This window comes from Patescibacteria group bacterium (assembly GCA_034520665.1).
GTDB lineage: Bacteria > Patescibacteriota > Patescibacteriia > JAXHNJ01 > JAXHNJ01 > JAXHNJ01.
Window position 1 is genome coordinate 395,784 of the sequence record JAXHNJ010000001.1, and the last position, 23,101, is coordinate 418,884.

21 protein-coding genes are annotated in these 23,101 nt (G+C 32.2%); all 21 read right to left on the minus strand.

Annotation, left to right across the window (positions count from 1 at the left end; translation table 11 throughout):
• Positions 1 to 3 precede the first annotated feature (3 nt).
• The gene (locus tag U5L76_02025) at positions 4 to 1,113 is read right to left on the minus strand and encodes a D-alanine--D-alanine ligase family protein (GenBank protein MDZ7798375.1); all 1,110 of its coding nucleotides are present in this window, start codon (positions 1,111 to 1,113) and stop codon (positions 4 to 6) included.
• Positions 1,104 to 2,249 carry an alanine racemase gene (alr, locus tag U5L76_02030; GenBank protein MDZ7798376.1) on the minus strand — a complete coding sequence of 382 codons (1,146 nt, stop codon included), beginning with the start codon at positions 2,247 to 2,249 and terminating at the stop codon, positions 1,104 to 1,106. Before alr ends, U5L76_02025 begins: the two co-directional genes overlap by 10 nt.
• 5 nt (positions 2,250 to 2,254) lie before the next feature.
• Positions 2,255 to 3,499, minus strand: coding sequence for a serine--tRNA ligase (gene serS, locus U5L76_02035; protein MDZ7798377.1), 1,245 nt, complete (start codon positions 3,497 to 3,499; stop codon positions 2,255 to 2,257).
• Between the two features lie 6 nt (positions 3,500 to 3,505).
• Positions 3,506 to 4,057 carry an HDIG domain-containing protein gene (locus tag U5L76_02040; GenBank protein MDZ7798378.1) on the minus strand — a complete coding sequence of 184 codons (552 nt, stop codon included), beginning with the start codon at positions 4,055 to 4,057 and terminating at the stop codon, positions 3,506 to 3,508.
• On the minus strand, positions 4,054 to 5,529 hold the full coding sequence (gene lysS, locus U5L76_02045) for a lysine--tRNA ligase (protein ID MDZ7798379.1): 1,476 nt from the start codon (positions 5,527 to 5,529) through the stop codon (positions 4,054 to 4,056). The genes U5L76_02040 and lysS overlap by 4 nt, the downstream gene beginning before the upstream one ends.
• 109 nt (positions 5,530 to 5,638) lie before the next feature.
• On the minus strand, positions 5,639 to 6,106 hold the full coding sequence (gene greA, locus U5L76_02050; protein MDZ7798380.1) for a transcription elongation factor GreA: 468 nt from the start codon (positions 6,104 to 6,106) through the stop codon (positions 5,639 to 5,641).
• Positions 6,107 to 6,235: 129 nt separating this feature from the next.
• The gene (gene mrdA, locus U5L76_02055) at positions 6,236 to 8,155 is read right to left on the minus strand and encodes a penicillin-binding protein 2 (GenBank protein ID MDZ7798381.1); all 1,920 of its coding nucleotides are present in this window, start codon (positions 8,153 to 8,155) and stop codon (positions 6,236 to 6,238) included.
• Positions 8,142 to 8,678: a hypothetical protein gene (locus tag U5L76_02060; protein MDZ7798382.1), complete on the minus strand. Its 537-nt coding sequence runs from the start codon at positions 8,676 to 8,678 to the stop codon at positions 8,142 to 8,144. Before U5L76_02060 ends, mrdA begins: the two co-directional genes overlap by 14 nt.
• Before the next feature lie 2 nt (positions 8,679 to 8,680).
• Entirely contained in the window at positions 8,681 to 9,487 is an 807-nt protein-coding gene (gene mreC, locus U5L76_02065) for a rod shape-determining protein MreC (protein ID MDZ7798383.1), read from the minus strand.
• A 5-nt stretch (positions 9,488 to 9,492) separates the two neighbouring features.
• On the minus strand, positions 9,493 to 10,542 hold the full coding sequence (locus U5L76_02070) for a rod shape-determining protein (GenBank protein MDZ7798384.1): 1,050 nt from the start codon (positions 10,540 to 10,542) through the stop codon (positions 9,493 to 9,495).
• Between the two features lies 1 nt (position 10,543).
• Complete coding sequence (proS, locus tag U5L76_02075; protein MDZ7798385.1) at positions 10,544 to 11,758, minus strand: proline--tRNA ligase; 1,215 nt, start codon at positions 11,756 to 11,758, stop codon at positions 10,544 to 10,546.
• A gap of 7 nt (positions 11,759 to 11,765) precedes the next feature.
• Positions 11,766 to 12,878: an RIP metalloprotease RseP gene (rseP, locus tag U5L76_02080; GenBank protein ID MDZ7798386.1), complete on the minus strand. Its 1,113-nt coding sequence runs from the start codon at positions 12,876 to 12,878 to the stop codon at positions 11,766 to 11,768.
• Entirely contained in the window at positions 12,879 to 13,427 is a 549-nt protein-coding gene (gene frr, locus U5L76_02085) for a ribosome recycling factor (protein MDZ7798387.1), read from the minus strand.
• Positions 13,428 to 13,433: 6 nt separating this feature from the next.
• Entirely contained in the window at positions 13,434 to 14,471 is a 1,038-nt protein-coding gene (locus U5L76_02090) for a hypothetical protein (protein MDZ7798388.1), read from the minus strand.
• Between the two features lie 4 nt (positions 14,472 to 14,475).
• Positions 14,476 to 15,489, minus strand: coding sequence for a DNA polymerase III subunit (locus U5L76_02095; GenBank protein ID MDZ7798389.1), 1,014 nt, complete (start codon positions 15,487 to 15,489; stop codon positions 14,476 to 14,478).
• 47 nt (positions 15,490 to 15,536) lie between these two features.
• Positions 15,537 to 16,730 carry a glycosyltransferase family 1 protein gene (locus U5L76_02100; protein ID MDZ7798390.1) on the minus strand — a complete coding sequence of 398 codons (1,194 nt, stop codon included), beginning with the start codon at positions 16,728 to 16,730 and terminating at the stop codon, positions 15,537 to 15,539.
• A 2-nt stretch (positions 16,731 to 16,732) separates the two neighbouring features.
• Positions 16,733 to 17,740: a rod shape-determining protein gene (locus U5L76_02105; GenBank protein ID MDZ7798391.1), complete on the minus strand. Its 1,008-nt coding sequence runs from the start codon at positions 17,738 to 17,740 to the stop codon at positions 16,733 to 16,735.
• Positions 17,740 to 19,647: a DUF4012 domain-containing protein gene (locus tag U5L76_02110; protein MDZ7798392.1), complete on the minus strand. Its 1,908-nt coding sequence runs from the start codon at positions 19,645 to 19,647 to the stop codon at positions 17,740 to 17,742. Before U5L76_02110 ends, U5L76_02105 begins: the two co-directional genes overlap by 1 nt.
• Before the next feature lie 7 nt (positions 19,648 to 19,654).
• Positions 19,655 to 20,506 carry a glycosyltransferase family 2 protein gene (locus U5L76_02115; GenBank protein ID MDZ7798393.1) on the minus strand — a complete coding sequence of 284 codons (852 nt, stop codon included), beginning with the start codon at positions 20,504 to 20,506 and terminating at the stop codon, positions 19,655 to 19,657.
• Entirely contained in the window at positions 20,491 to 21,504 is a 1,014-nt protein-coding gene (locus U5L76_02120; GenBank protein MDZ7798394.1) for a glycosyltransferase family 2 protein, read from the minus strand. Before U5L76_02120 ends, U5L76_02115 begins: the two co-directional genes overlap by 16 nt.
• Entirely contained in the window at positions 21,479 to 23,083 is a 1,605-nt protein-coding gene (locus tag U5L76_02125; GenBank protein MDZ7798395.1) for an O-antigen ligase family protein, read from the minus strand. The genes U5L76_02120 and U5L76_02125 overlap by 26 nt, the downstream gene beginning before the upstream one ends.
• Positions 23,084 to 23,101: the final 18 nt, after the last annotated feature.

Here is a 23,101-nt window from a genome sequence, read left to right on the forward strand (position 1 = left end):
AGCTTATTTATACCAGTCATTTTTTGGCTGATAAGATAATTTTAGTTTTTGATCTTTTTTGTGTCTTTTGATGGCCAAAGATATTAATTCTTCGATTAATTTTGAATAAGAAATACCTTCGTGCTGCCAAAGTTTAGGATACATAGAAATAGCAGTGAAGCCCGGTATGGTATTTATTTCATTAATATAAACCTCTTTATCCTTAACCAGAAAATCAGCCCGGGCCATACCATAGCCATTAAGAGAAATAAAAGCTTTTTTAGCCAAAATCTTTAATTCATTAACCACTTTTTTAGGTATTTCTATACCAGTTAAAGTTTTTGATTGGCCGTCGACATATTTAGCATCATAATCATAAAATTCTCCGGAAGCTATAATTTCTCCGGGATAAGAAACTTTGGGGTCTTCGTTGCCTAAAATAGCAGTTTCAATTTCTCGGGCTTTTTCAATACTCTTTTCCACTAATACTTTATGGTCATATTTAAAGGCTTTTTCGATAGCTTTTTTTAAATTTTCTTTTTGACTTACCTTAGTTATTCCGACCGAAGAACCCATATTAGCTGGTTTTACAAAGCAGGGAAAAGCTATCTCTTTAAAGGCTTTTTCGAGCCAGTTTTTTTTATTTTTTTGCCAATCAAAATGTCTAAAATAGATAAATTTAGGGGTTTTTAGGCCCTCTTCTCTATAAATTTGTTTTTGCACTACTTTATCCATGCCTAAGCTTGAGCCTAATACTCCGGAAGCTACATAAGGAATCCCCGATAAATCAAGCAGACCCTGTATTTTACCGTCTTCACCAAAAGGTCCGTGTAAAACCGGAAAGAAAAGGTCAATTTTCTGGATTAATTTTCCTGACTGAGCATCAAGCAAACCGCGGTGTTTGAAGTTTGTCGGCGGCAAAACAATTTGACTCTTCTTTATCTTGCCTTTTTTAAGATCTTCGAAAGGCTGGCCAATAATCCACTGGCCCTGCTTAGTTAAGCCAATGGGTATAGAGGTAAACTTATTTTTATTTAAAGCCTTAACCACTGACTGGGCTGAAACTAGAGAAACTTCATGCTCTGGCGAAGGTCCACCAAAAAGTATTCCAATTTTTAATTTTTTTACTGGCATATTATTCTTGGAATTAAGGGATTAATACGAGTGGGAATTTCATAGTTAATGGTGCCAATCTTTTCCGCCATTTCTTCAACGGTTATTTTTTCACTACCGTCACATCCAATTAAGGTAACCCTCTCCCCTACTCTAATATTTTTTATAGGGGTAATATCAACCATATGCATATTCATACAAATCCGGCCTAAAACCGAACAGCGCTGGCCTTTAATGAGAACAAAATTTTTGTTCGAGAGATGTCGATCATAACCGTCCCAATAACCCACTGGTAAAACCGCAATTTTCTTTTTTGTTTTAGTTTTATAGGAACAGCCATAGCCAATATTGTGACCGGCGGGCAGTTTTTTGATCTGAATTATTTTGGTGTACCAGGAAAGAACTGGTTTTAAAGAGAAATTATTATATTTATCCTTGACTCTTTTTTTAACCGCCTCGGATGGATAAAGTCCATAAAGAGAAAGACCCAGACGAATTAAATTATAATGAATTTTACTATGACCGATAGCTGCGGCCGAACAAGCCATATGTTTTAAAGGGATATTAATATTTTCTTTTTTTAATTTTTCTAAAATTTGATTAAATCTTTTTATTTGTTTATTAGTAAAATTCCAGTTAGCGTTTTCTGAGTCAGCTAAATGGGTAAAAACTCCTTCAATAGACAGATTTTTCATTTTGGAAATTTTTTTTACAATATTATAGAAATCTTCGGGCCAAAGACCTAGACGGCCGGTACCAGTTTCTACCTTAAGATGAATTTTAACTTTTTTATTTAATTTTCGAGCTAGACTGTTTAATTTACGGGCAAATTTTTGGCTATAGACACTAAAGGTAATATCTTTTTTAATACCTAAAGATAAATCTTCATCAACAAAACTTAAGACTAATAAACGGCCACTAAACCCAAAATGACGAAGTATTAGGGATTCGGATAGGTTTACCGTACAAAAGCCCCAAATAGGCTCATTTTTAAGCAAATTAGCACATTCTATCAAGCCATGGCCATAAGCATTAGACTTTAAAACAGGGGCTATTTGACTGTTTTTAGCCTTTATATTATTGTATTGCTTTAAATTGTGTTTAAGAGCTGATCGGGAAATTTCAACCCAAGTGGGCCAATTTTGGGAATTTGACATAAAAGTTATTTAATTTCTTTTAATGGGCAGTATTTTTGCAAAACCTTTGGTACTTTTATTGATCCTGATGAAGTCTGAAAATTTTCAATGATGGCCACTAGTATACGACCCATAGCCAGAGCGGTGCCGTTGATAGTATGCACAAATTTGGTTTGATTATTTTGGTCACGATAGCGGATATTAAGACGACGGGCTTGAAAATCAGTACAAGTGGAACAGGAATGAGTTTCCCGGTATTTATTTTGCCCGGGCATCCAAGTTTCTATATCAAAAGTTCTGGCTGAAGGAAAAACTAAATCGCCAGTACACATTTTAACTAGGCGGTAAGGAATCTTTAAATTATTCATAATTTCCTGGGCGCAATCAAAAACAAATATTTGCTCCTGATCGCCTTTTTCTTTTTCAGCCAGTGAAACCATCTCCAGTTTATCAAACTGGTGCAGTCTTAAAATGCCTTTGGTATCTTTACCATATGAACCAGCTTCTCTTCGGAAAGCCGGCGTAAAGGCGCCGTATCTTTGGGGTAATTCTTTTTTATCTAAAATTTCATTAGCGTGTAAAGGAATTAAAGACTGTTCAGCCGTGCCGATAAGATAAAGCCCGTCTTTTTTAAAATGGTATTTATCTTTTTCATCCAAACCCTCAATATAGCCTAGTCCTTTCATAATCTTATCTTTAATCATTAAAGGCGGCACAATAAGGGAAAACCCCTTTTTAGTGAGAAAATCCAGGCCAAAAGATAATAAAGCGTACTGCAGCTTAACCAAGTCTCCTTTAAGATAAGTAAAACGTGAACCCGAAACCTTGGCCGCTCTTTCCATATCGATTAAATCAAGTTTTTGGGCCAGCCTTAAATAGTCTTTAATTTTAAAATCAAATTTTGTTTTCTCTCCCTTGGTTTCTAAAATTTCATTTTCTGTATCATTTCGGCCCACTTTAACATCACTGGCCGGTAGGTTTGGTAGAGATAATAACTTCTCTTTAAAATCATTTTTATATTCAAGCAAGCCTTTTTCTAGAGTTTTGATAGTGCCTTTTTTATGGCGCAAGAGTTTTAAATCTTCTTCAGATAAATTTTTACCTGATTTATTATTCATTTCCGAGCGAAGTTCATCCAGGCGTTGTTTAAACTGTCTAATTTTTTTATCTAGCTCAAAAATTTCATCAATTATTCCAGGCTTAACTCCCCTCTTTTCTAAACCATGTTTAACTTCTTTTTTATTATCTCTTATTAATTTAATATCTATCATAATTTTTTATAAGCCAATTTTATTAGAGATGTTTTGCATGGATTTGAGACTAATTTTAACAAAATCTTCTAAAGAAAGACCAAGTTCTTGGCAGCTGGCTATAGCCTGACGATTAGCTCCTTTAGCAAAAGATTTTTCTTTAAATCTTTTTAAAACTGATTTAGTCTTTAAACTCTTTAGCTTTTTATCCGGTAAAACTAAAGTGGCCGCTACTATGAGACCAGTTATCGGGTCGGCACAATAAAGAGCTTTATCGATTTTAGTTTTTCGAGGCAGACCATGCACTTCATTATGAGCTTTGACGGCCTGAACTATATCTTCATCAACTCCTAATTCTTTTAGTATTTGGGCTCCCTTAAGTGAATGCTTCTTTGGATTATCTTTAGTTTCTTCGTAGTCAATATCATGCAGCAAACCAGCCAAGCTCCATTTTTCCTCGTCTTTATTAAAAGTCTTGGCCAAGGCTTTCATCACTGCTTCCACAGCCAGGCAGTGATTAATTAAATTTGGGGTTTTGATTTTTTCTTTGACTAATTTTAAAGCTTGATCTCGGGTCATTTTTTAGGTTTTAATGTGGGAAAAAGTATCACTTCTTTAATATTGTGTCGGTTTGTCAGCAGAGCTGTTAAACGGTCTATCCCCAGGCCAAAGCCGGCTGTCGGAGGCATACCATAAGTTAAGGCTTCGATAAAACTTTCATCAATTCTTTGCGCTTCTTGATCACCTTTTTTTCTTAAAGATTCCTGGGCCATGAATCTTTCCTTTTGATCAAGCGGATCGTTTAATTCAGAAAAAGCATTGGTTAATTCCTGTCCCCCGGCAATTAATTGAAACCTTTCCGTGTAATTCGGTTGAGTGGCCTTTTTCTTACTCAAAGGTGATATTTCCGTTGGGTAATCAATAACAAAAGTGGGGTTAATTAGATTAGGACGTATAAGTTTTTTAAACAAATTATCGATGATACTGCCGCGTTGCTCGTTTTTTTCAATTTCTAAGCCCTTATTTTTAGCTTTTTTAATGAGTTCCTTATCGTTTTTAATTTTATCAAGATCAATAGCCACATATTTTTTCAAGGCTTGGTTAAATGAGATTCTTTTGAAAGGAGCCTTGAAATCTATAGTTCTATTTTCGTATTTTATTTTCGGGCCGATTTTAAGAGAGTCTAAAATATGGCCGATCATTTGTTCAGTTAACTGCATTAAATCCTCATAATCAGCGTAAGCCCAGTAAAATTCAACCTGGGTAAACTCAGGATTATGAGAATGATCAATACCTTCATTACGAAAACAACGGGCTATTTCATAAACTTTTTCAAAACCGCCGATAATAAGCCGTTTTAAAAATAATTCTGGAGCTATACGAAGATATAAGTCTATATCAAGAGCCTTATGGTGAGTTTTAAAAGGTTTGGCATTGGCTCCGCCGGGTATTGACTGAAGGACCGGGGTCTCTACTTCTAAAAAACCTCTTCTATCTAAAAATTCGCGTATGGCTCGTACTATGAGGCTCCGTTTTTCAAAAATAGCTTTTACTTCTGGGTTAGCAATTAGGTCAAGATATCTCTGCCGAAAACGAACTTCGGTGTCCGATAAGCCGTGCCACTTTTCAGGTAATGGCATTAAAGCTTTGGTTAAAAGTTTATAATCATGGACTAAAACAGTTTCTTCGCCCCTTTTAGTTTTAAAGAGGAGGCCGGTTATTTGTATAAAATCACCGATATCAAAATTATTTTTAAAAAGATTATACTTTTCCGGTCCCAGTTTATTTTTTTTCAAATAAATTTGTATTGAATCTGAAGCGTCTTCTAAATCGCAAAAAAGAGAGCCACCATGAAGGCGCAAGCTTTTAAGTCTTCCCAATATAGTCACTTCTTTATTATTTTTGGCCAGTTTCTCAAATTTAGCCAGGGCTTGTTTAATGGTATGAGTACGTTCAGCTTGAGCTGGAAAAGCATTTATTTTTTTTTCTTTTAATTTCTCTAATTTTTCTAAACGGAATCTGTATTGGTCCAGATCTTTTGATTTTTTCATAAAATTTATTTAGCTATTGTCTACATTATAACATAATATATGGCGCGAGAGCAAATAAAAAACTAGTCTTTAATAGAAAAACTAGTTATTTATAAAATCTATTTTAATTCTATTCAATAGAAATAATCTGATACTCTTTAACTCCACTGGGAACTTCAATTTTTATTGTTTCGCCTTTTTTGCAGCCGAGAAAAGCTTGACCAATAGGAGATTTATGGGAAATTTTACCTTCTTCTAAATTAACTTCATTAGTGCCAACAATAATAAAGGTTGAAATTTTATCATCATTTTTTACCTTAATGGTCGAGCCAAGGTTGACTCTATCACCTTTATTATTTTTTTTATCAATAATACTGGCATTTTTTAAAATTTCTTTTAATTCAACAATGCGACCTTCAACAAAAGATTGCTCATTTTTAGCTTCAGCATATTCGGCGTTTTCTGATAAATCTCCCATCTCCTTGGCTTCTTGAATTCTATTAGCTATCTCTTTTCTTTTAACATTTTTAAGATTATCAAGTTCTTTTTTAAACTTTTTTAAACCCTCTTTAGTAATATAGGTTGGTTCAGAAGACATAAAATATTAATTTAATTTCCAAATAAAAAATAGCGCATAAAGGCTTTTTTGGGTATTTGATAGCTGTATTAAATAATTTTAATGATTTTATAAATTATGTCAAGTAGATTTTCCACAAAAGGAATAAAACTATTTATCAGCCAAATACTCTTCTAAGCCAGCTTTAGCTACTGGTAAGGCCGCTGCGTGGCCTTCACCGCCGTTTTCTACCAGGACGGTAATAACAATTTCAGGATTTTCATAGGGAGCAAAGCAGGTAAACCAAGCGTGAGTCGGTTTATTCTGAGCATATTGGGCCGTACCGGTTTTACCGCCAACAGAAAAAGGTAAACTTGAAAGAGCCCGGGCTGAGCCGGATAAAACAGCTTCTCTCATCCCCTCTCTTACAGTGTTTAAGTGTTTTTTTTCTATAAAATCAGTTTTTAATATATCAGGCTCTATATCATCAAGCGTATTATTGTTTACATCTGTTATTTTTTTGACTAAGTGGGGTTTGTATATTGTCCCTTGATTAGCAATAGTCGCAGTAAAACTAGCTACCTGCAAAGGAGTAACTAAAATATCACCCTGACCAATAGCTAAGTGATAAGTATCTCCAATATACCAATTCTCACCTTTGGTTTCCTTTTTCCACTGACGAGAAGGTAAAAACCCATTTTTTTCGCTAGGATAATCTATACCGAGCCGAGTACCAAGGTTGAACATTTTTAGATATTTATTAATTAATTCTAAGCCCAGACCCTTTATATCATTATAACCGCCGCCGTAAATATAGAAATAAGAATTTACTGATTGAGCAATAGCTTTAACCACATTAGTTATACCGTGACCACCGCTTTTCCAGTCAGGGTAAAACCAGCGGCTAATTTTAATACCGCCGGTACTGTTAATTGTGTCATACCGGCTAGCTATCCCCTCTTCTAAAATGGCTGAGGCAATAGCCGGCTTTATAGTTGAGCCTGGAGGATATTCTCCAGAAACAGCTCTAGTGATAAAAGGTTTATCCGGATTATTAATTAAATCCTGGTATGTTTTTTCGTCTATGCCTTTATAAAATAAATTATTATCAAAACTTGGACTGGATAAAAAGGCTAATATCTCTCCATTTTGAGGGTTCATAGCCACTACAGCTCCACCCGTAGCCTCATGATTTTTTATTTCTGATTCTAATTTTTTGTAGAGAGTCTCTTGAAGACTGCTATTTATTGAAAGAACTAGATTGTTACCGGGCACAGCTTCTTTGGTGGCAATAATATTTTTTATCCTATTAAAATTATCTCTTTCTACTTGACGAATACCATCTTTACCTTTTAACTGATTTTCATATTCTTTTTCTAAACCCATTTTTCCTATATAATCAATAATTCGGTAATCATCATTGTCTTCAAGTTCTTTTTTTGTAATCTTACCCATATAGCCTAATAAATGGGAAAAGGCCGGTCCTTTTTGATAATCTCTTACAGCTTGTGTTTCTAGCTTTACGGAGGGGTTTTCTTCTAGTAATATTTTTAATTTTAAAGCTTTATTATAATCTATATATTCTTTAATAATAACCGGCTGACTGCTCAAGGGATCAGCTTGTTTGAATAATTCTAATATTTTTTCTGATTTAATATCAATGATTTCCGATAATTTATGGGCCATTTCTTCCTGTTTAGAATAATCATTCGTTAAATCTGCTGGGGTAAAATATAGAGTAAAGTTTGGGGAATTTTTAACTAAGATATTGTTCTGACTATCATAAATAATTCCTCTGGGAGAACTTAAAATTTCATTTTTTATACGATTGTTTTCCGCTCGGTCGCGATATTCTTGACCCTGTATAACCTGAAGATTTAAGAGTTGAAAAAAAACGACTATAAAAAGCCCAAACACTAAGGCATAAAATATTTTTAATTTCTTATGGGGAATATTTTTTAATGAGGATTGATTTGATTGATGATTTAAAATATCAGCTTCTACTAGATTAGCCTTATAGGCGCGGTTAATAGCACTATCTTTAATAAGAGGAGATTTAAATATATCTTTATGTTTATTATTTTTTGGCATCTTTGAATATAAAATTAGCTTTAAGTCTTTGAGTTAAAAAGTTAATAATCATATAAATAAGTACAACAATCAAACTATTAGAAACTCCCTGAATTAATATAAAAATTAAATAATTTTTAGAAACATTTAAACTGTAAGAACTAAAGCCAAAATATTGCACAAATAGAGAAGAAAAAGCCAATAAAGTGTAAAATATCAAACTTGAAAAGAATGTTAATACTAAAAAAGTGTAAAGAGTTTTATTGGTAATAAATTTTTGAAACAAATAATAGGTAATAATAATAGTTAAAATGTAGGTAAAGATATAAGTGCCAAAATTCAAAAACGAATATAAATCTATAAAAAAACCAACTACTAAACACCAAATAAGACTTTGTTTAAGGTCCTGAGTTATCATTATTATAATAATGATAATTAAGAGCGGATTAATAAATTTTAAAGTGGGAGGCAAAAAATTAATAAAATTTAGTTGAAACAAGACGGCTAAAAAAATTAAAATAGCGTTGGTAATATATTTATTCATTTTTAATATTTTGTTAAAACAGAAACAATCTGGACGTGATCATAGTTAATCGGCGACTCAATAAAAGCCAACTGAAAAAAATCACCTGATTGTTTTTTGATACTTTTTATTTCACCAATAAGTAAACCTTTAGGAATAGAGTTCTCCAAGCCGCTGGTAACTACTGACTGACCAACATTAATTTGATCTTGTTTTGGTATTAAATCCATTTTTAAGGTTAGCCCAAATTCACCAGTAATTAAGCCTTCACTTAACTCTTCATTTTGAATCTGAGCGGCTGTTTTACTTCTAACGTCGTTAAGTAGCATGACTTGAGCACTATTTTTTTCTACTTGAGCTATTTTACCGATAAGTATAGCCTTCTCAGTCACTACCGGCATATTTTTTTTGATACCACTATTTGTTCCGCGATTGATTACCATGGTTTTAAAAGTTGGGTCAACACCCCGGCTAATGACGCGAGAAAAAACGTAGGAATAGTTTTTCTTTTGTAATTCTTCTACCTGTGAGCTGATAATTTTATTTTCTTCAAAAAGAGTTTTAAGATAATTATTTTCAATGGTTAGCTTATTTATTTCTTTCTTTAAATCTTTGTTTTCTTTTTGGAGCTTTTCTATACTAACAAAATTATTAAAAAAGTTTTTTATTGAAGTAGTAAAAGAAATACCGGCTTTTTGAACCGGATTTAAAAGCCAAATAGTGGCGTTTTCTACCGGTTTTAAAACTCCCACGCCATGCAACAAAACTAAGAGTATTACTACAACTCCAATTATAAAAAATATATTTTTATATTTTATTGGTATGGGCATAAATTTTACATATCAATTTCAGAAGGAGTAATCAGAACTTCTTTTAAATTTTCAAAATCTTCTAATATAAGTCCGGTGCCTCGCACGACACAGGTTAAGGGATCATCAGTTACATTGACAGGAATTTTAGTCTCCATATTTATAACTTTAGAAAGATTATTCAGTAAAGCGCCACCACCAGTTAAAACAATACCTCGGGTATAAATATCAGAAACCAGTTCCGGTGGTGTGCTTTCAATAGTATTTTTAATATTTTCAACAATTGTTTTAAGAGACCGATTTAAAGCGTTTTTTACCTGAGAAGAAGTAATAGTTACTTCTTTAGGTAAACCGCTTATTAAGTCACGTCCGCGGATTTTCATTGCCTTATTTTCATTATCTTCAACCATAGCCGAGCCGATCTTTTTTTTACATTCTTCAGCAGTTTTTTCTCCAATTAAGAGATTAAATTCCTCACGAGTGTATTGGATAATATTGCGATCAAATTCGTTACCAGCTACTTTAAGAGATTTTGAAGCCACGACGCCACCTAATGAGATGACCGCTATTTCTGTAGTGCCACCGCCGATATCAACTACAATATTACCTGAAGCATCTTGAATAGGCAGTCTGGCGCCAATAGCCGCAACCATTGGCTCTTCAATTAAAAATACTTCACTGGCTCCAGCGTGTAGAGTGGCGTCTTCTACCGCTTTTTTTTCCACTTCTGTTATGCCCAAGGGAATAGCAATTACTATACGCGGACGAGGTAAAAAACCAAATCTTTCTTGATGAACTTTTTCTATAAAATACTTGAGCATTTTTTCGGTCACTTCAAAATCAGAAATAACTCCGGAAACCAGAGGTTTCATAGCGGTAATATGAGAGGGGGTTTTGCCGACCATTTTCTTGGCTTCATCACCAATAGCTAAGATTTGTTCTGTTTTAGTATTAACGGCCACTACTGAAGGTTCATTAATAACAATACCTTTATCGCGAATATAAACTAAGGTATTAGCTGTTCCTAAATCTATCCCCATATCCTTGGAAAATCTTTTAAATATTTTTTTAAACATTTTAAATTTGTTTAATAAAGTTTTTCAGAGAAAAAAGGTTGGCTTTTTTCTCTTTTCTTTTTTTTATCTCAATTTTTTGGCCATTTTTATCACTAATCACGGCTCGAGTACTTATTCCCATAAGATCAGCGTCTTTAAGTTTATAAGAAGAGGATACATCACGGTCATCATAAAGTACGTCAATATTATTTTTCAGTAATTTTTCATATATTTTATCAGCATATTCTGAGGTTTTGGACAAATTAAGGAGATGAACTTTATAAGGAGTGACACTGCTTGGCCAAATAATACCATACTGGTCATGACAAGCTTCAACTATTGAGGCCATTAAACGACCAATACCAATACCATAGCAGCCCATATAAACATATTTTTCACGTCCTTCTTTATTGGTAAAAGTAGCTCCCATTTTTTTACTGTAAGTATGGTTAAGCTTAAAAATATGGGCGGCTTCAATACCTCTAGCCTCCTTCATTTTACCTTGGCAATGGCGGCAAGTTTTTTTGGTAGAAGCTTCTTTATTGATGGCTTGATTGCAGTCTTGACAAATTAATATTTTATCTTCACCAGAATCAGCTAAAACCATAAATTCATGGCAAAAATCACCACCGATAGAGCCTGATTGAGCTTCAACTACTTCGGCCTTTAATTTCAGTCTTTTAAATATATTTTTATAAGCTTGCAGAACTTTCTTATAATAATTATCTAAATCTTCTTTTGTAGCATGAAAACTATAAAGATCTTTCATGATAAATTCTTTGACTCTTAATAACCCCCCAGTTACGCGTATTTCATTTCTAAACTTATTTTGTATTTGATAGAGAGCAAAAGGCAGCTGTTTATAAGAATTTAAGTATTTTTTAACTAAGTCAGTGATTACTTCTTCGTGAGTTGAACCCAGAGCAAATTCTTTCTTATGGATATCTTTTAATTTAAATAAAGGGGGTTCCATTTTATTCCAGCGACCTGAGTCAAGCCAAATACGCTTTGGTTGTAAAGTAGGGAGAAAAAGTTCTTGACCACCGATTTTATTCATTTCATGACGAATTATATTCTCAATTTTACGAAAGACTTTCAGACCCAAAGGTAAAATAGTCCAGATACCGGCTGAAAGTTGATCTATATAAGAACCTCGAGTTAAATACTGTTGGCTGATGGTTTCAGCATCTTTTGAAGCTTGTTTTGATGTTTGGCAAAATAGCTGACTTTGTTTCATAAACTAATTAAAATATATTTTTAAAAAAATCAGAAATTGAAGAAGCAATATTAAATTTTATAATATCACGAAAGGTTATAACAAAAAACAATAAAATTATCAGATAAAACCCTACTGTGTGTACTATATTTTCCACTCTTTCATTAACTCTCGAGCCTTTTATCTTTTCAATCAGTAAAAATAATAAATGACCACCATCTAAAGCCGGCAAAGGTAGAAAATTAATTAAAGCCAGAGTTAAAGAAAGCATACCGATAAATTCCAAAAGATAAACAAAACCCATTTTAGCCATTTGGCCGGTGATGACGGCGATACCAACCGGGCCAGCCACATCAGCCGAAATTTGATGGGAAATTAAAGCATTTTTAATTAAATTATAAAAACCTAAAATTATCTGCCAGAGCATAATAAAGGTTGCCTTTAAACCATTCCACACCGCTAAATGTAAAGGAAAGGAGACTATACCGGTATTTACCAGACTGACTCCCATTTTTGCTTGATCGCTTTCATCTAGTTTTTCTGGTTTAATATTAAGATTTATTATCTCCCCTCCTCTTTTTACCGAAATATTAAGTGTCTCTCCTTCTTTATCAGTGTAATAATTTTTTAAATTATTTATATCTTTATAACCCTGGTCATCAATAGAGATAATGATATCTCCAGTTTTTAAGCCTGCTTTTTCAGCCGGGGTATTCTCAACAACTTCATAAACTTGAATTTTTTCATCGCTTATTTTAGCCCCCGGAACATTATCACCAATAGCCGAAGGCAAACCCAACGTAAAGCCGAAACTAAAAACAACAATAGCTAAAATAACATTCATTAAAACGCCGGCTGACATAATCAGGGCTCTCTGCCACACTTTTTTAGTGTTAAAACTGTCTTCGCTTTGCACAGAGCGGTCCCCCTGACCCTTAAGACGAACAAAGCCGCCTAAGGGGATCCAATTTAAGGAGTATTCTCGATCATTTTTTTTAAAAGCAAACATACGTGGAGGAAAACCAAGGCCAATCTCCTCTACTTTTACACCGGTTTTTTTAGCGGCTAAAAAGTGTCCAAATTCATGGACGATAATAACAATACTTAATACTAATACAAAACTAATAATAGTTAATAACATTTATATAGTCATTACCTCCTTTTCTTTATTATCAGCTAAGTCTTTTATTTTATGGTTAAATTCATCAAGCACTTTTTGCACTTCTTCTTCTTGACGATAATAATCATCCTCTGAAATATTACCTTCGTCTTTATCTTTTTTAATCTCTTTCATATACTCTTCACGAGCATTTCTAAGGCTTTGTTTCACTTCTTCAGATTTTTTTGAAATCGTTTTAGTTATTTCTTTTCTTCTTTCTTCAGTCATCGGCGGAATATTTAAACGTATTTGATTACCTTCCACCACTGGATTAAGACTAAGATCAGAGTTTTGGATAGCTTTTTCTATTTCTTTAATAACATTTTTGTCCCAGGGTTCTATAATAATCATTTTTGAATCAGGGGCGTTAACTGAAGCTAACTGCAGTAAAGGGGTAGGTGTGCCGTAATAATCCACTTTTATGGACTCAACAATTGCTGGTTTGGCTCGTCCGGTTCTAAGACCTTTTAATTCTTTTTTAAAATAATCAATAGATTGTTCAAATTTCTTTTTTAGATCTTTTTTTAACATAATTATTTATTTATTTTTATAAACACTTATTAATATAGGATTAGTATCTTTCTCGCGAGGTATTATTTCAATATCAGAAATACTGCCGGAAGTGGGTAATATTTTAGTTTCCCATTCTTCACCTGAATTAATAGATTTATGAAACTTATTACTTCTAATGATATATATAATCTCTGGATTTTCAGGATCTAGGGCTACCTGGTTTATACTAGTGCCAAAATTAACTAATGTTTTCACCGGTTTAAATGATTCTCCGCGATTTTCAGTTTTTAAGATACCGTAATTAGTAGATATATAGAATTCACTGGTATCCAGCATATTAAAGCTAATTGATTTTATGGATGAAGCCCCTTTATAATCTTTAAGTGCTACCCTTAAACCATGCCAAGTTAAACCCTTATCATAACTTATATAGAGATTATTTTTTGTCTTAATATAAATTATTCTAGAGTCATAAGGATCAAAAAACATTTCAGAAATATATGTATTTAAATTATTTAATATTTGCCAGGTGTTACCATAATCATCACTTTTAATAATAGCGCCTGTATTAGTAGCCGCATAGATACGTTTGGAATCATAGTAATCAGTAGCTACATCTGTAATAGTTCGACCCGGTTCAGCTTCGATGTATTTTACATCCCAATTTTTGCCAGCATTTACTGATTTATAAATTCTTCCTTTAGAAGCAGTATAAATTATATCTTTATTTTCACCATCAAAAGCCACATCAACATAGGTACCACTTTTCAAACCTGTTTCCTGCCAAATATCGCCTAAATTATCTGATTTATAAATACCACGACCAGCTGTACATATATAAAGCATTTCTTTATCCGGTGAAGGAATAATTTTGTTAACACTAATATCACTGATTTTTAGTTCTTTTTTCTTTATTCGCCCAGCATAAACCTTTTGCTGCCATTTTTTACCAAAATCGTCACTACGATAAATTCCTAGATCATTGCTGGTAGAGCCGCCAATTTTTATTGAACAACCGGCTATAAAAAATAGTATTAGTATTATGGGAATTAATCTTTTCATAAAATTATATTTTAAGTATGAAATTTTCTAAAACAATCTTAGGGTTCAAATTGCGATCTATGAGCATTTTTGTCACTATAAGATGATCAATTAATTTTTTAAAATAAAGATCCTTTTTACCTTTGATTATCTTTTTATAGATATTTTTTTTAAAAACGAAAGTAATTTTGTTTTCTTGATCTGATTGATAAAGTAACAAATCACGCAGAACCGTTAACCAAATATTAATTAATGAGTGATAGTTAATAAAGGAGTTTTTCGATGGGGTAAGATTGCCGTAAAGTGAGGAAATTTCTTTAAAACGATCCGCTAAACTAAACGAAAATAAATTTAAAAATCTATTAATAGTTTCTTGGTATGATTCAAAATATTCATTATCTCTGGCCATTTTTCTGGCCTGTGAAATCCGACCCTGAACAATCTGGCTTATAGACGAAGCTTTTTGATTATTTATCAGTTGACTTTTTTTAAGATAATCAAAAATTAAGGAGTGACTAATAAAATTAAACCTTATTGTCTGACAACGAGAAGTAATAGTTTCTGGTAAACGATTTTTGTTGGAAGCTATTAAAATAATAATGGTTTTATCTGAGGGCTCTTCTAAGGTTTTTAAAAAACTGTTACTGGCTGACTCACTCATCAATTCAGCCTGATCAATAAGAGCAAATTTATAGGGCCAATTAAGAGGCTTTAGGCTGAGATGATCTATAAGAGCCCTAATTTGTTCGATACTTATATTTTTTTTATCAGATTTCTTTTTTATTTCTAAAAAATCAGCACTTGTTTTTCTTCTAAAGATTTGGCAAGATTGACACTTTAAACAGGGGGCTGAGTTTTTCTTTTTTTGACAAATTATACGCCTTAAAAAGTTAACAGCTGCCTCTTTTTTACCAACCCCTTCAGGCCCCAGAAAAAGATAAGCATGCGATAACTTTTTCTTTTCTATTGATTTATTAAAATAATCAAATACTTTTTTGTGACCCGAATATAAGGCTTCCTGAAAGATTTTTTCTACCATAAATTATATTATATATAAAAATATAGTACCATTTATAGCCTCTTTCGTCAATAATTTTTAATAAGTTCTAATGTTTGTCTGGCACATTTTTGCCAAGAAAATTTTTCTATCCGGCTAAAACCTTTCTTAATAAGATTTTGTCTGTTTTTATTATTTTTAATAATTTTGATAATTTCCTTAGCTATTTGTTTATAATTATCCGGATCTAAAATAAGGCCGCCTGATCCGACAATTTCAGGCATAGAAGCTCTGTCTGAAACTATAACTGGACAACCGCAAGACATGGCTTCCAAAGGCGGTAAGCCAAAACCCTCATAATATGAGATAAAAACTAAGGCTAGAGCTGTATTATATAATAATGGCAAATCTTTATCACTAACCCAGCCCGGTCTAATAACCTCTCTTTGAATATTAGAAGTATTTAAAAATTGTTCAGCCTTTTTCCAGCCATAGCCTGGCTTACCGACTAAAAGTAGTTTTAAGGGTTTTTTATATTTTTTTTTGATAAGACTGAATGTTTTAAGAAGCCCCAGTATATTTTTCTTTTTCTCTAAACGGCCGACATAAATTAAAAAGGGCTCTTTTATATTATATTTATCAAGAATTTTCTTTTTTAATTTATTATTTTTAGTCGGGTGATATTGATCCTGATCATACCCTTCATAGATAATATTAACTTTACTCCTATTAATATTATAATATTTTTTTATTTCATGAGCCGTAAATTTTGAAGGAGTTATAATAGAATAGGCCTTTTTAACGGCTAGCTTCATACTGAAACGATGATAATCAAGTTCGTTATTAGAGTAACGTCCTAAACTGAATATTTTTATAATTAAATATAATATTTTAGAAAATAAGTTTTTGCCACCAATTAATTTTTTAGCGTAAAATTCGGGAAAGACTTCAAAACCAACATCGTGGCAAGTGGTAATTATTTTTGTTCGAGAAAATAAAGGAATAGTATGAGCCGGCACAAAAAGTACATCCGGAGGATTTATTATCATTTCCCAGGATAAACGAATTAAGTTCCATAAAAATCCAAAAGGCCACTTAAGCACCTTATTTTCAAAATTATTGCCAAGATTATTAATATTTTCCTGCCAGGGTTTTTTAGTGTATAGTCTATACTTATTTTTTTGGTCAAGTTTTGAAAATTGCTGGATTAAATTATACGAGTACCATTCAGTACCCGTCTTTTCTTTTTTATTGGCTCTGGAAGCATCAATACCGATAATCATAGTTATTTGGCGGATAATATACTTCTCTTATAAGACTCGAGATTATCTAAAGCAATACCGGTTCCTTTGGCTACGCATAAAAGAGAATCATCTGCTACATAAGCATTAACACCAGTGGCTTGAGTTATTAAACGATCAATATTTCTTAAAAGTGAAGAACCGCCTGATAAGACCATGCCCTTATCTATAACATCTGCTGAAAGCTCAGGTGGAGTGTTTTGTAAAACTATTTTAATAGCCTGAATGATTGAAGAAAGTTCATCTTGAATAGCTTCGATTACATCATCTGAGATTATGGAAATAGTTTTTGGCAAACCAGAAATCATGTCACGCCCTCTAATATCCATACTTAATTTATCTTCTAAAGGTAAGGCGGAGCCTATTTTAATCTTTATTTCTTCAGCTGTTCTTTCGCCTATGGCTAAACTATATTTTTTTCTAACATATTCTATAATAGCAGTATCAATTTTAGTGCCGCCTACTCTGACTGAGTTATTGAAAACAATGCCACCTAAAGAAATAACCGCAATTTCAGAAGTACCACCACCAATATCAACTATCATATGCCCGGAAGCTGAACCAATAGGAATATTAGCGCCAATAGCCGCGGCCACCGGCTCTTTAATGATATAGGCTGCTTTAGCCCCAGCGGCCATAGTAGCGTCTATAACCGCTCTTCTTTCAGTTGAAGTGATACCAGCTGGCACGGCTATCATAACCTCTGGACGGAAAAGTCTCACTCCGCTTAGAGCTTTATTAATAAAATAGCGAATCATAGCTTCTGTTGTCCGATAATCAGCGATTACGCCCTCCCTTAACGGTGTTTGAGCTACAATAGTATCAGGAGTTCTCCCGATCATATCTTTAGCTTCTAAGCCAACAGCTAATACCTTTTTATCAACCAAAGAAATAGCTACCACTGAAGGCTCATTAATAACAATTCCCCGTCCTGGCATATAAACTAAGGTGTAAGTAGTGCCTAAATCAATACCAATTCTTTTGAAAAACATTATTTTAAACTAATATTAATTATATAGTCTTTGTTAAGTGGGTTTGAAAAAGTTATCTTATTATTACTCTCTTTTTCCAAATTGTCAATCCTGGAAAAGGCTTTTATATTTTTATGAAATTCTAAATTTAGGTCAGTTTTATAGTTAGCAGCCCCCGGTTGTTTCTGTATAACAAGCTGATAATTACCATCATTAATCATATTGCGAATTTTTTTTGGCAGTTTATATTTAAAAGTAATTGTTTTTTCTTCTCCTGGTTCAATAGAAATAAAGGATCCAAAATAGGTTTTTCCCAAATCATTAACAACATTTTTTTCTTCATTAGTACCGATAATATCAATTAACTGACTGCCTTGAGGAACATAAAGCCGAAAATATGTGCGATAGCGGGTAGTCTTCCAAGTAAAATCAGCTTCATTTTTATAATTTACTTTTAAATTAGCCGCATAATAATCGCCTTTATCAGTTAGATTATATTCAAAGTTACGGGTGACATAAGGGTCAGTTTTTAAACTGGCTAAATTTGTATCTATAAACATAATATAATCCCCTGGATTTTGTATAACCTGTCCGCCCCAGTTATTTTGTTTGAGTAAATTTTCTGCTTGCTCATTTTTAAAGTAAAGAAGAAAATGTTTTTCTTGCAATTCTTTATCAATAATCTGAAATAAGTCGTCCCATTTTGCCTGCGGCAGACTGTATAAATTTTCTATTAGCACTTTTGATAAATCGCCAATTATTTCTTTTCTTTGACTTTCATCTATATCTTTTTGCAAAAAACCTTTTTCTACCTGGTATTGCAGGGTATCGGTAAAGTTTTCCCTGGTAAATTTAACCCCGTGAACTGTAATTGACCCGGTTAATTCAATTAAAGATTCAATTAAGTCAGGAGTGATAGCTATAACCCCATCAAAGTTTTTTTCACTCCCTCCTTCTTGTTCATAAAACCAAAGAGCTTTTTCAGCCGAGGTAGGAAAATCTGGAGACCAATTTGAATCACGTAAAAACCACTGTGAAGTTTTATTATATTTAGTCAGAGGCTCAGGCGGATCAATATTTAAATTCTCCGCTTTCTCATCGAGATTATAAACATTATTAGTTTTAAATTCTAATATATCAGCGTCTTTGAGTACTAAAGTCCCATAAGTACCAATAAAACCACCGGTCGGCCTTAATTCAGTATTATTTTGGAGAAGAAAAAGAAATTTTTTACTGTTGGGAAAACCGGCTAAATCCGGAATTATTTTAGCTAAGACTGAAAGCTGACTTATGGCTTGCTCAGCTTTGGGTAAATAATCTTTAAGTAAAACAACTGTTTCATTTACTGGTCCAATAAGACCGGTTTGGGAGATGTTTTTAATACTATTATTGGATTTTTTTATGATCTCATTAGCCTGGGTGAAAGTATCCTCAGAATCATTTAACTTGGCTAATATTACTCTTTTTTCCTGAACCGTTATGTCAGCAAAACTAATATCATGGTTTTCTTTTAAAGGAGATATTATATCTACGGCTAAACTAACAAGGTTACCGGTGGAATGGGAAATATCTACACCAACTTTTAAAATTTTATCAATGGCCTGATATTGCTGACTGATTATGGGCATAAATTTGAGTAAAGGCATCTTTTCTAGTTCAACTCTAGCGTTATTAAAATTTCTGTTACTTTGATAAATTAATTCTTCGGCTTGGCTATAATCCTGGAGGGCAATTAATTCTTGGGCTTTAAATAAATTCTCTTTGGCTTTTAAAGATTGCTGGTAAACTTTTTTCCCTTTCGGATAATAAAAAATAGTTAAAATTACAAAGAGTAAAAATATTGTAACTAAAACAACTAAAGCCCATTTTATACTTCTTTTCTTAGATTTATTTTTTTTCTTTAAACCAAAAGATTGAATTAAATTCATTTTGCCTTTATTTTTCATTTGTTTTTTTTCGGGTAATTATTTTTTCTTTATTAATTTTCTTGGCTCCCCAGTATTTAGCAAAATATTTTAAAGCACTAGCAATATGAATACGAGTAGCTTGACTAAAAATTCCCCTTAGTCCGGGATTTTCAGCACTTAACCTCTGATGATAGTGAACTATTTCTATATTATTTAAATAACAAACAAGAAAACCAGCTTGCCAAAATTGGCGACACCAATCAACATCTTCAAAATAAAGTTCAAATCTTTCGTCCATTAAACCCACTTTTTCAATAGAAGAGCTTCGAACGAGCATACAAGCGCCTAAAACCCAATCAACAGCATTAACTTCTTTAAAATTATAGTCAAGCATAAGATAATCTCGAAGCTTCTTTTTAACTGACGGAAGTTTGCCTAGTGGCGTACGGCGGTAGATGGGGGTCATAAATCGTGGAAAGCGATAGCAGGAAATCTGTCTGGTACCGTCCGGATTAATTAATTTGGGGGCCACTACCCCAACATTAGGGTTATTGTCCATAAATTTTAATAATTTTTCAATCACTCCTTCAAAAATAGCAATATCAGGGTTTAAGATCATAATATATTGACCCCTAGCTTCTTTAATACCAAGATTATTACCAGCAGCACAACCGTTATTTTGAGGGCTTTCAATACATTTTATATTAGGAAAATTTTCACGCATCATTTTAACACTGTCATCATTGGAATGATTGTCAACGGCTATAATTTCATAATTTACGGGTAAATTTAAGAGTTGTATACCTTTTATACATTGTTTGAGTAAACCCTTGGTTTTGTAGTTTAAAATTATTACTGATAATATTATTTCTTGAGCCATTCTCTTATTGATTTTATATTTTTAGGTTTTAAAACTTGTTCTCTTTTTTTTAGCATTTTGTTAAAATATTTAAAGAATTGGAAATAAGCTTTTATATTTTTTATTTCAAAAAATAGTATATAGAAAAATCTTTTTAGTTCGCGAGGTACTATGTAGTAAAAATCTTTAAAAAAATTAGAAACATATTCGTTTTTTAAGTACATTAAAAGGTGGTTGCGAGTGGAATAATAATTTATTACTTTTGATTTAGCCTGCCTGGATTTTCTAACTGCTTTAAAGCTTTGATCTTTAGGAGCTTTGGCTTGACGATGATGGTAAGCCAGAGCGGTCGGTAAATAGTAAGACTTTTTATTCTTAATATTCATACGCCAAGCTAAATCAATATCTTCTTTATAAACAAAGAAATCTTCATCAAAATATTCTTGTCCAATTTTTATTTTGTTCAAAGTAGATCGATTGATAAATAACAAACCTCCACAAACACCAAAGACAGGTCCAGGCTTATTGAAAACATCATGATCTTTTTTATTTTCGTGACGGTTATAAAAGTTACGATTACGTTTAACAGCTAGACCTGTATTATCAATAATATCAGTAAAAATTATTTCGTTCAAATCATTGCCCTTAAAATGAAATTTTTTTATTTTTCCCGTAATGGCTTGATATTCTGGTTTCTTTTGTACAAAATTGATCATTTTTTCTAAATAATCTTCTTTTAAAATAATATCCGGGTTCATTATTAAAAGCCACTCTCCCCCAGTTATCTTAAGGCCCTGATTATGGGCTTTGGCATAGCCTAAATTTTTTTTGTTTTTTAAAATTTTTACTTCTGGGTAATTTTTTTCAATAAATTCTAGAGTACCGTCTTTAGAGCCATTATCAATCACTAAAACCGAAAAATCTCTGAAGGTTTGTTTAAAAATTGAAGCTAGACAATTTTCAATATATATTAGAGAGTTCCAAGTAACTATATTAATATTTACCTTTTTTGTCTGCATATGATTGGCCAAGATAATAATAAAAAACTGAAGCTATAATTAAGATGTATCCAATTCCCAAAGGATGATTAAGATAAGGAGTAGTGAGATGAATAACTAAAAGGGAAATTAAACCCGCTAAAAGTGATTTAATTAAAATGTAATCATTATTCTTAAGGTATTTTAAGGTATAATGTCCGGTTTTATAGATAAAAGATATAAAATAAAGATAGGCTAAAAAACCCAGCAATCCAATTTTCACTATAATATCTAAATAAGCCCATTCATAGAGATAAACGCTGATATATTCAGTTAATTCAGTACCCGGAATCAAAGATTTAAAGGTTATTAAAGTGCCAAAGCCTGAGCCAAAAAAAGGATTTTCTTTTATTTTTTGCCAAAGAGGGTTTAGCATATTAATTCTATTCGAGGCCGCAAGCTCGGTATTTGGTTTTAATAAACTAGCAAAACGATTGCAAACAACTTGAAAAGTTTTTGGACTGACAGAATTTAGAATTAATCCTGATAATAAGATCATTAGAATAATGACTAAAATAATAGTAGCTATTTTTTTCTTTGATAAGCTAAAAAGCAAATAAACAAAAGCAATAGATAAGCCTAACCAAAAACTGCGCGAGAATGAAATTAAAATAATTAATAATAAGAAAATTCCTAAGATATATTCCGGTAAAAGATTTTTGAATTTCTTTTGGCTAAAAAAAATAGATCCCACTATAATAAGAAAATAGATAATCAAATAAAAATGACTGGTGCTGAAAATTCTAAAAAAACGCCCCCCTAAATAAGAAACTTCGGCTAGCCCCAAATCTTTAAGCCAACGGTAAACAAGTGGTTTGTCTTCATTTAATTCTTCTGAAGTTAAATTAAGTTTTTCACGGGCTAGTTTTGTAGCCTGAGCTAAACGAGCATTTTCTGGTTGATTAGCTAGATTTTCCATTTCTTCTAATTGTTTACTTTCAATTTTAGTAGCCTCAATTAAGTTATTGTTGTAATGAAAAATACTAAAATCAGCTAAAATAAAAAGAGTAAACAAGGAAAGAGCGATAACAGAAATTCCCAGTATTTTTAATAATTTTTTGATATTTTCTTTTTGGCTTAAGACCGAGAAAAAAGGAAAAATTAAAGCTAAATAAAAATAAGCATTAATATCATAAAAAACCAAAGAGGGGTTATTATTTTTTAAACCAATTAAAAAACCCATCCCGATAAATATTATCAACAATAAATAAGGAAACCATAAATTTGACTGTAAAAACTTGATTTCTTTTTTTCTAATTAGGTAGATTAAATAAGCGGCTATTAAAACAATAAAGATTAATAGCCGTAGTGAGACAACATAATCAAAAATTGGAAAAGAAAAAAGATAACCTTTGGACCCGATAAACAATTCAAAAAGAGCTAAAAAAACGCCGTACTTCAATTTTTTAAAACTTAAAAAAACAGTCAAAATTAATATTGACCAAAAAACAGTGTAATTTATCCAAGGGTAGATAAAACCAATAAATGATAAGAGAAAAATCAACAACAAAAAGAAAACGTACAGATAGGTTTTTTTGTTTTTTAAAAAAATAAGCTCCATATTTTGAGCTTAAATAAT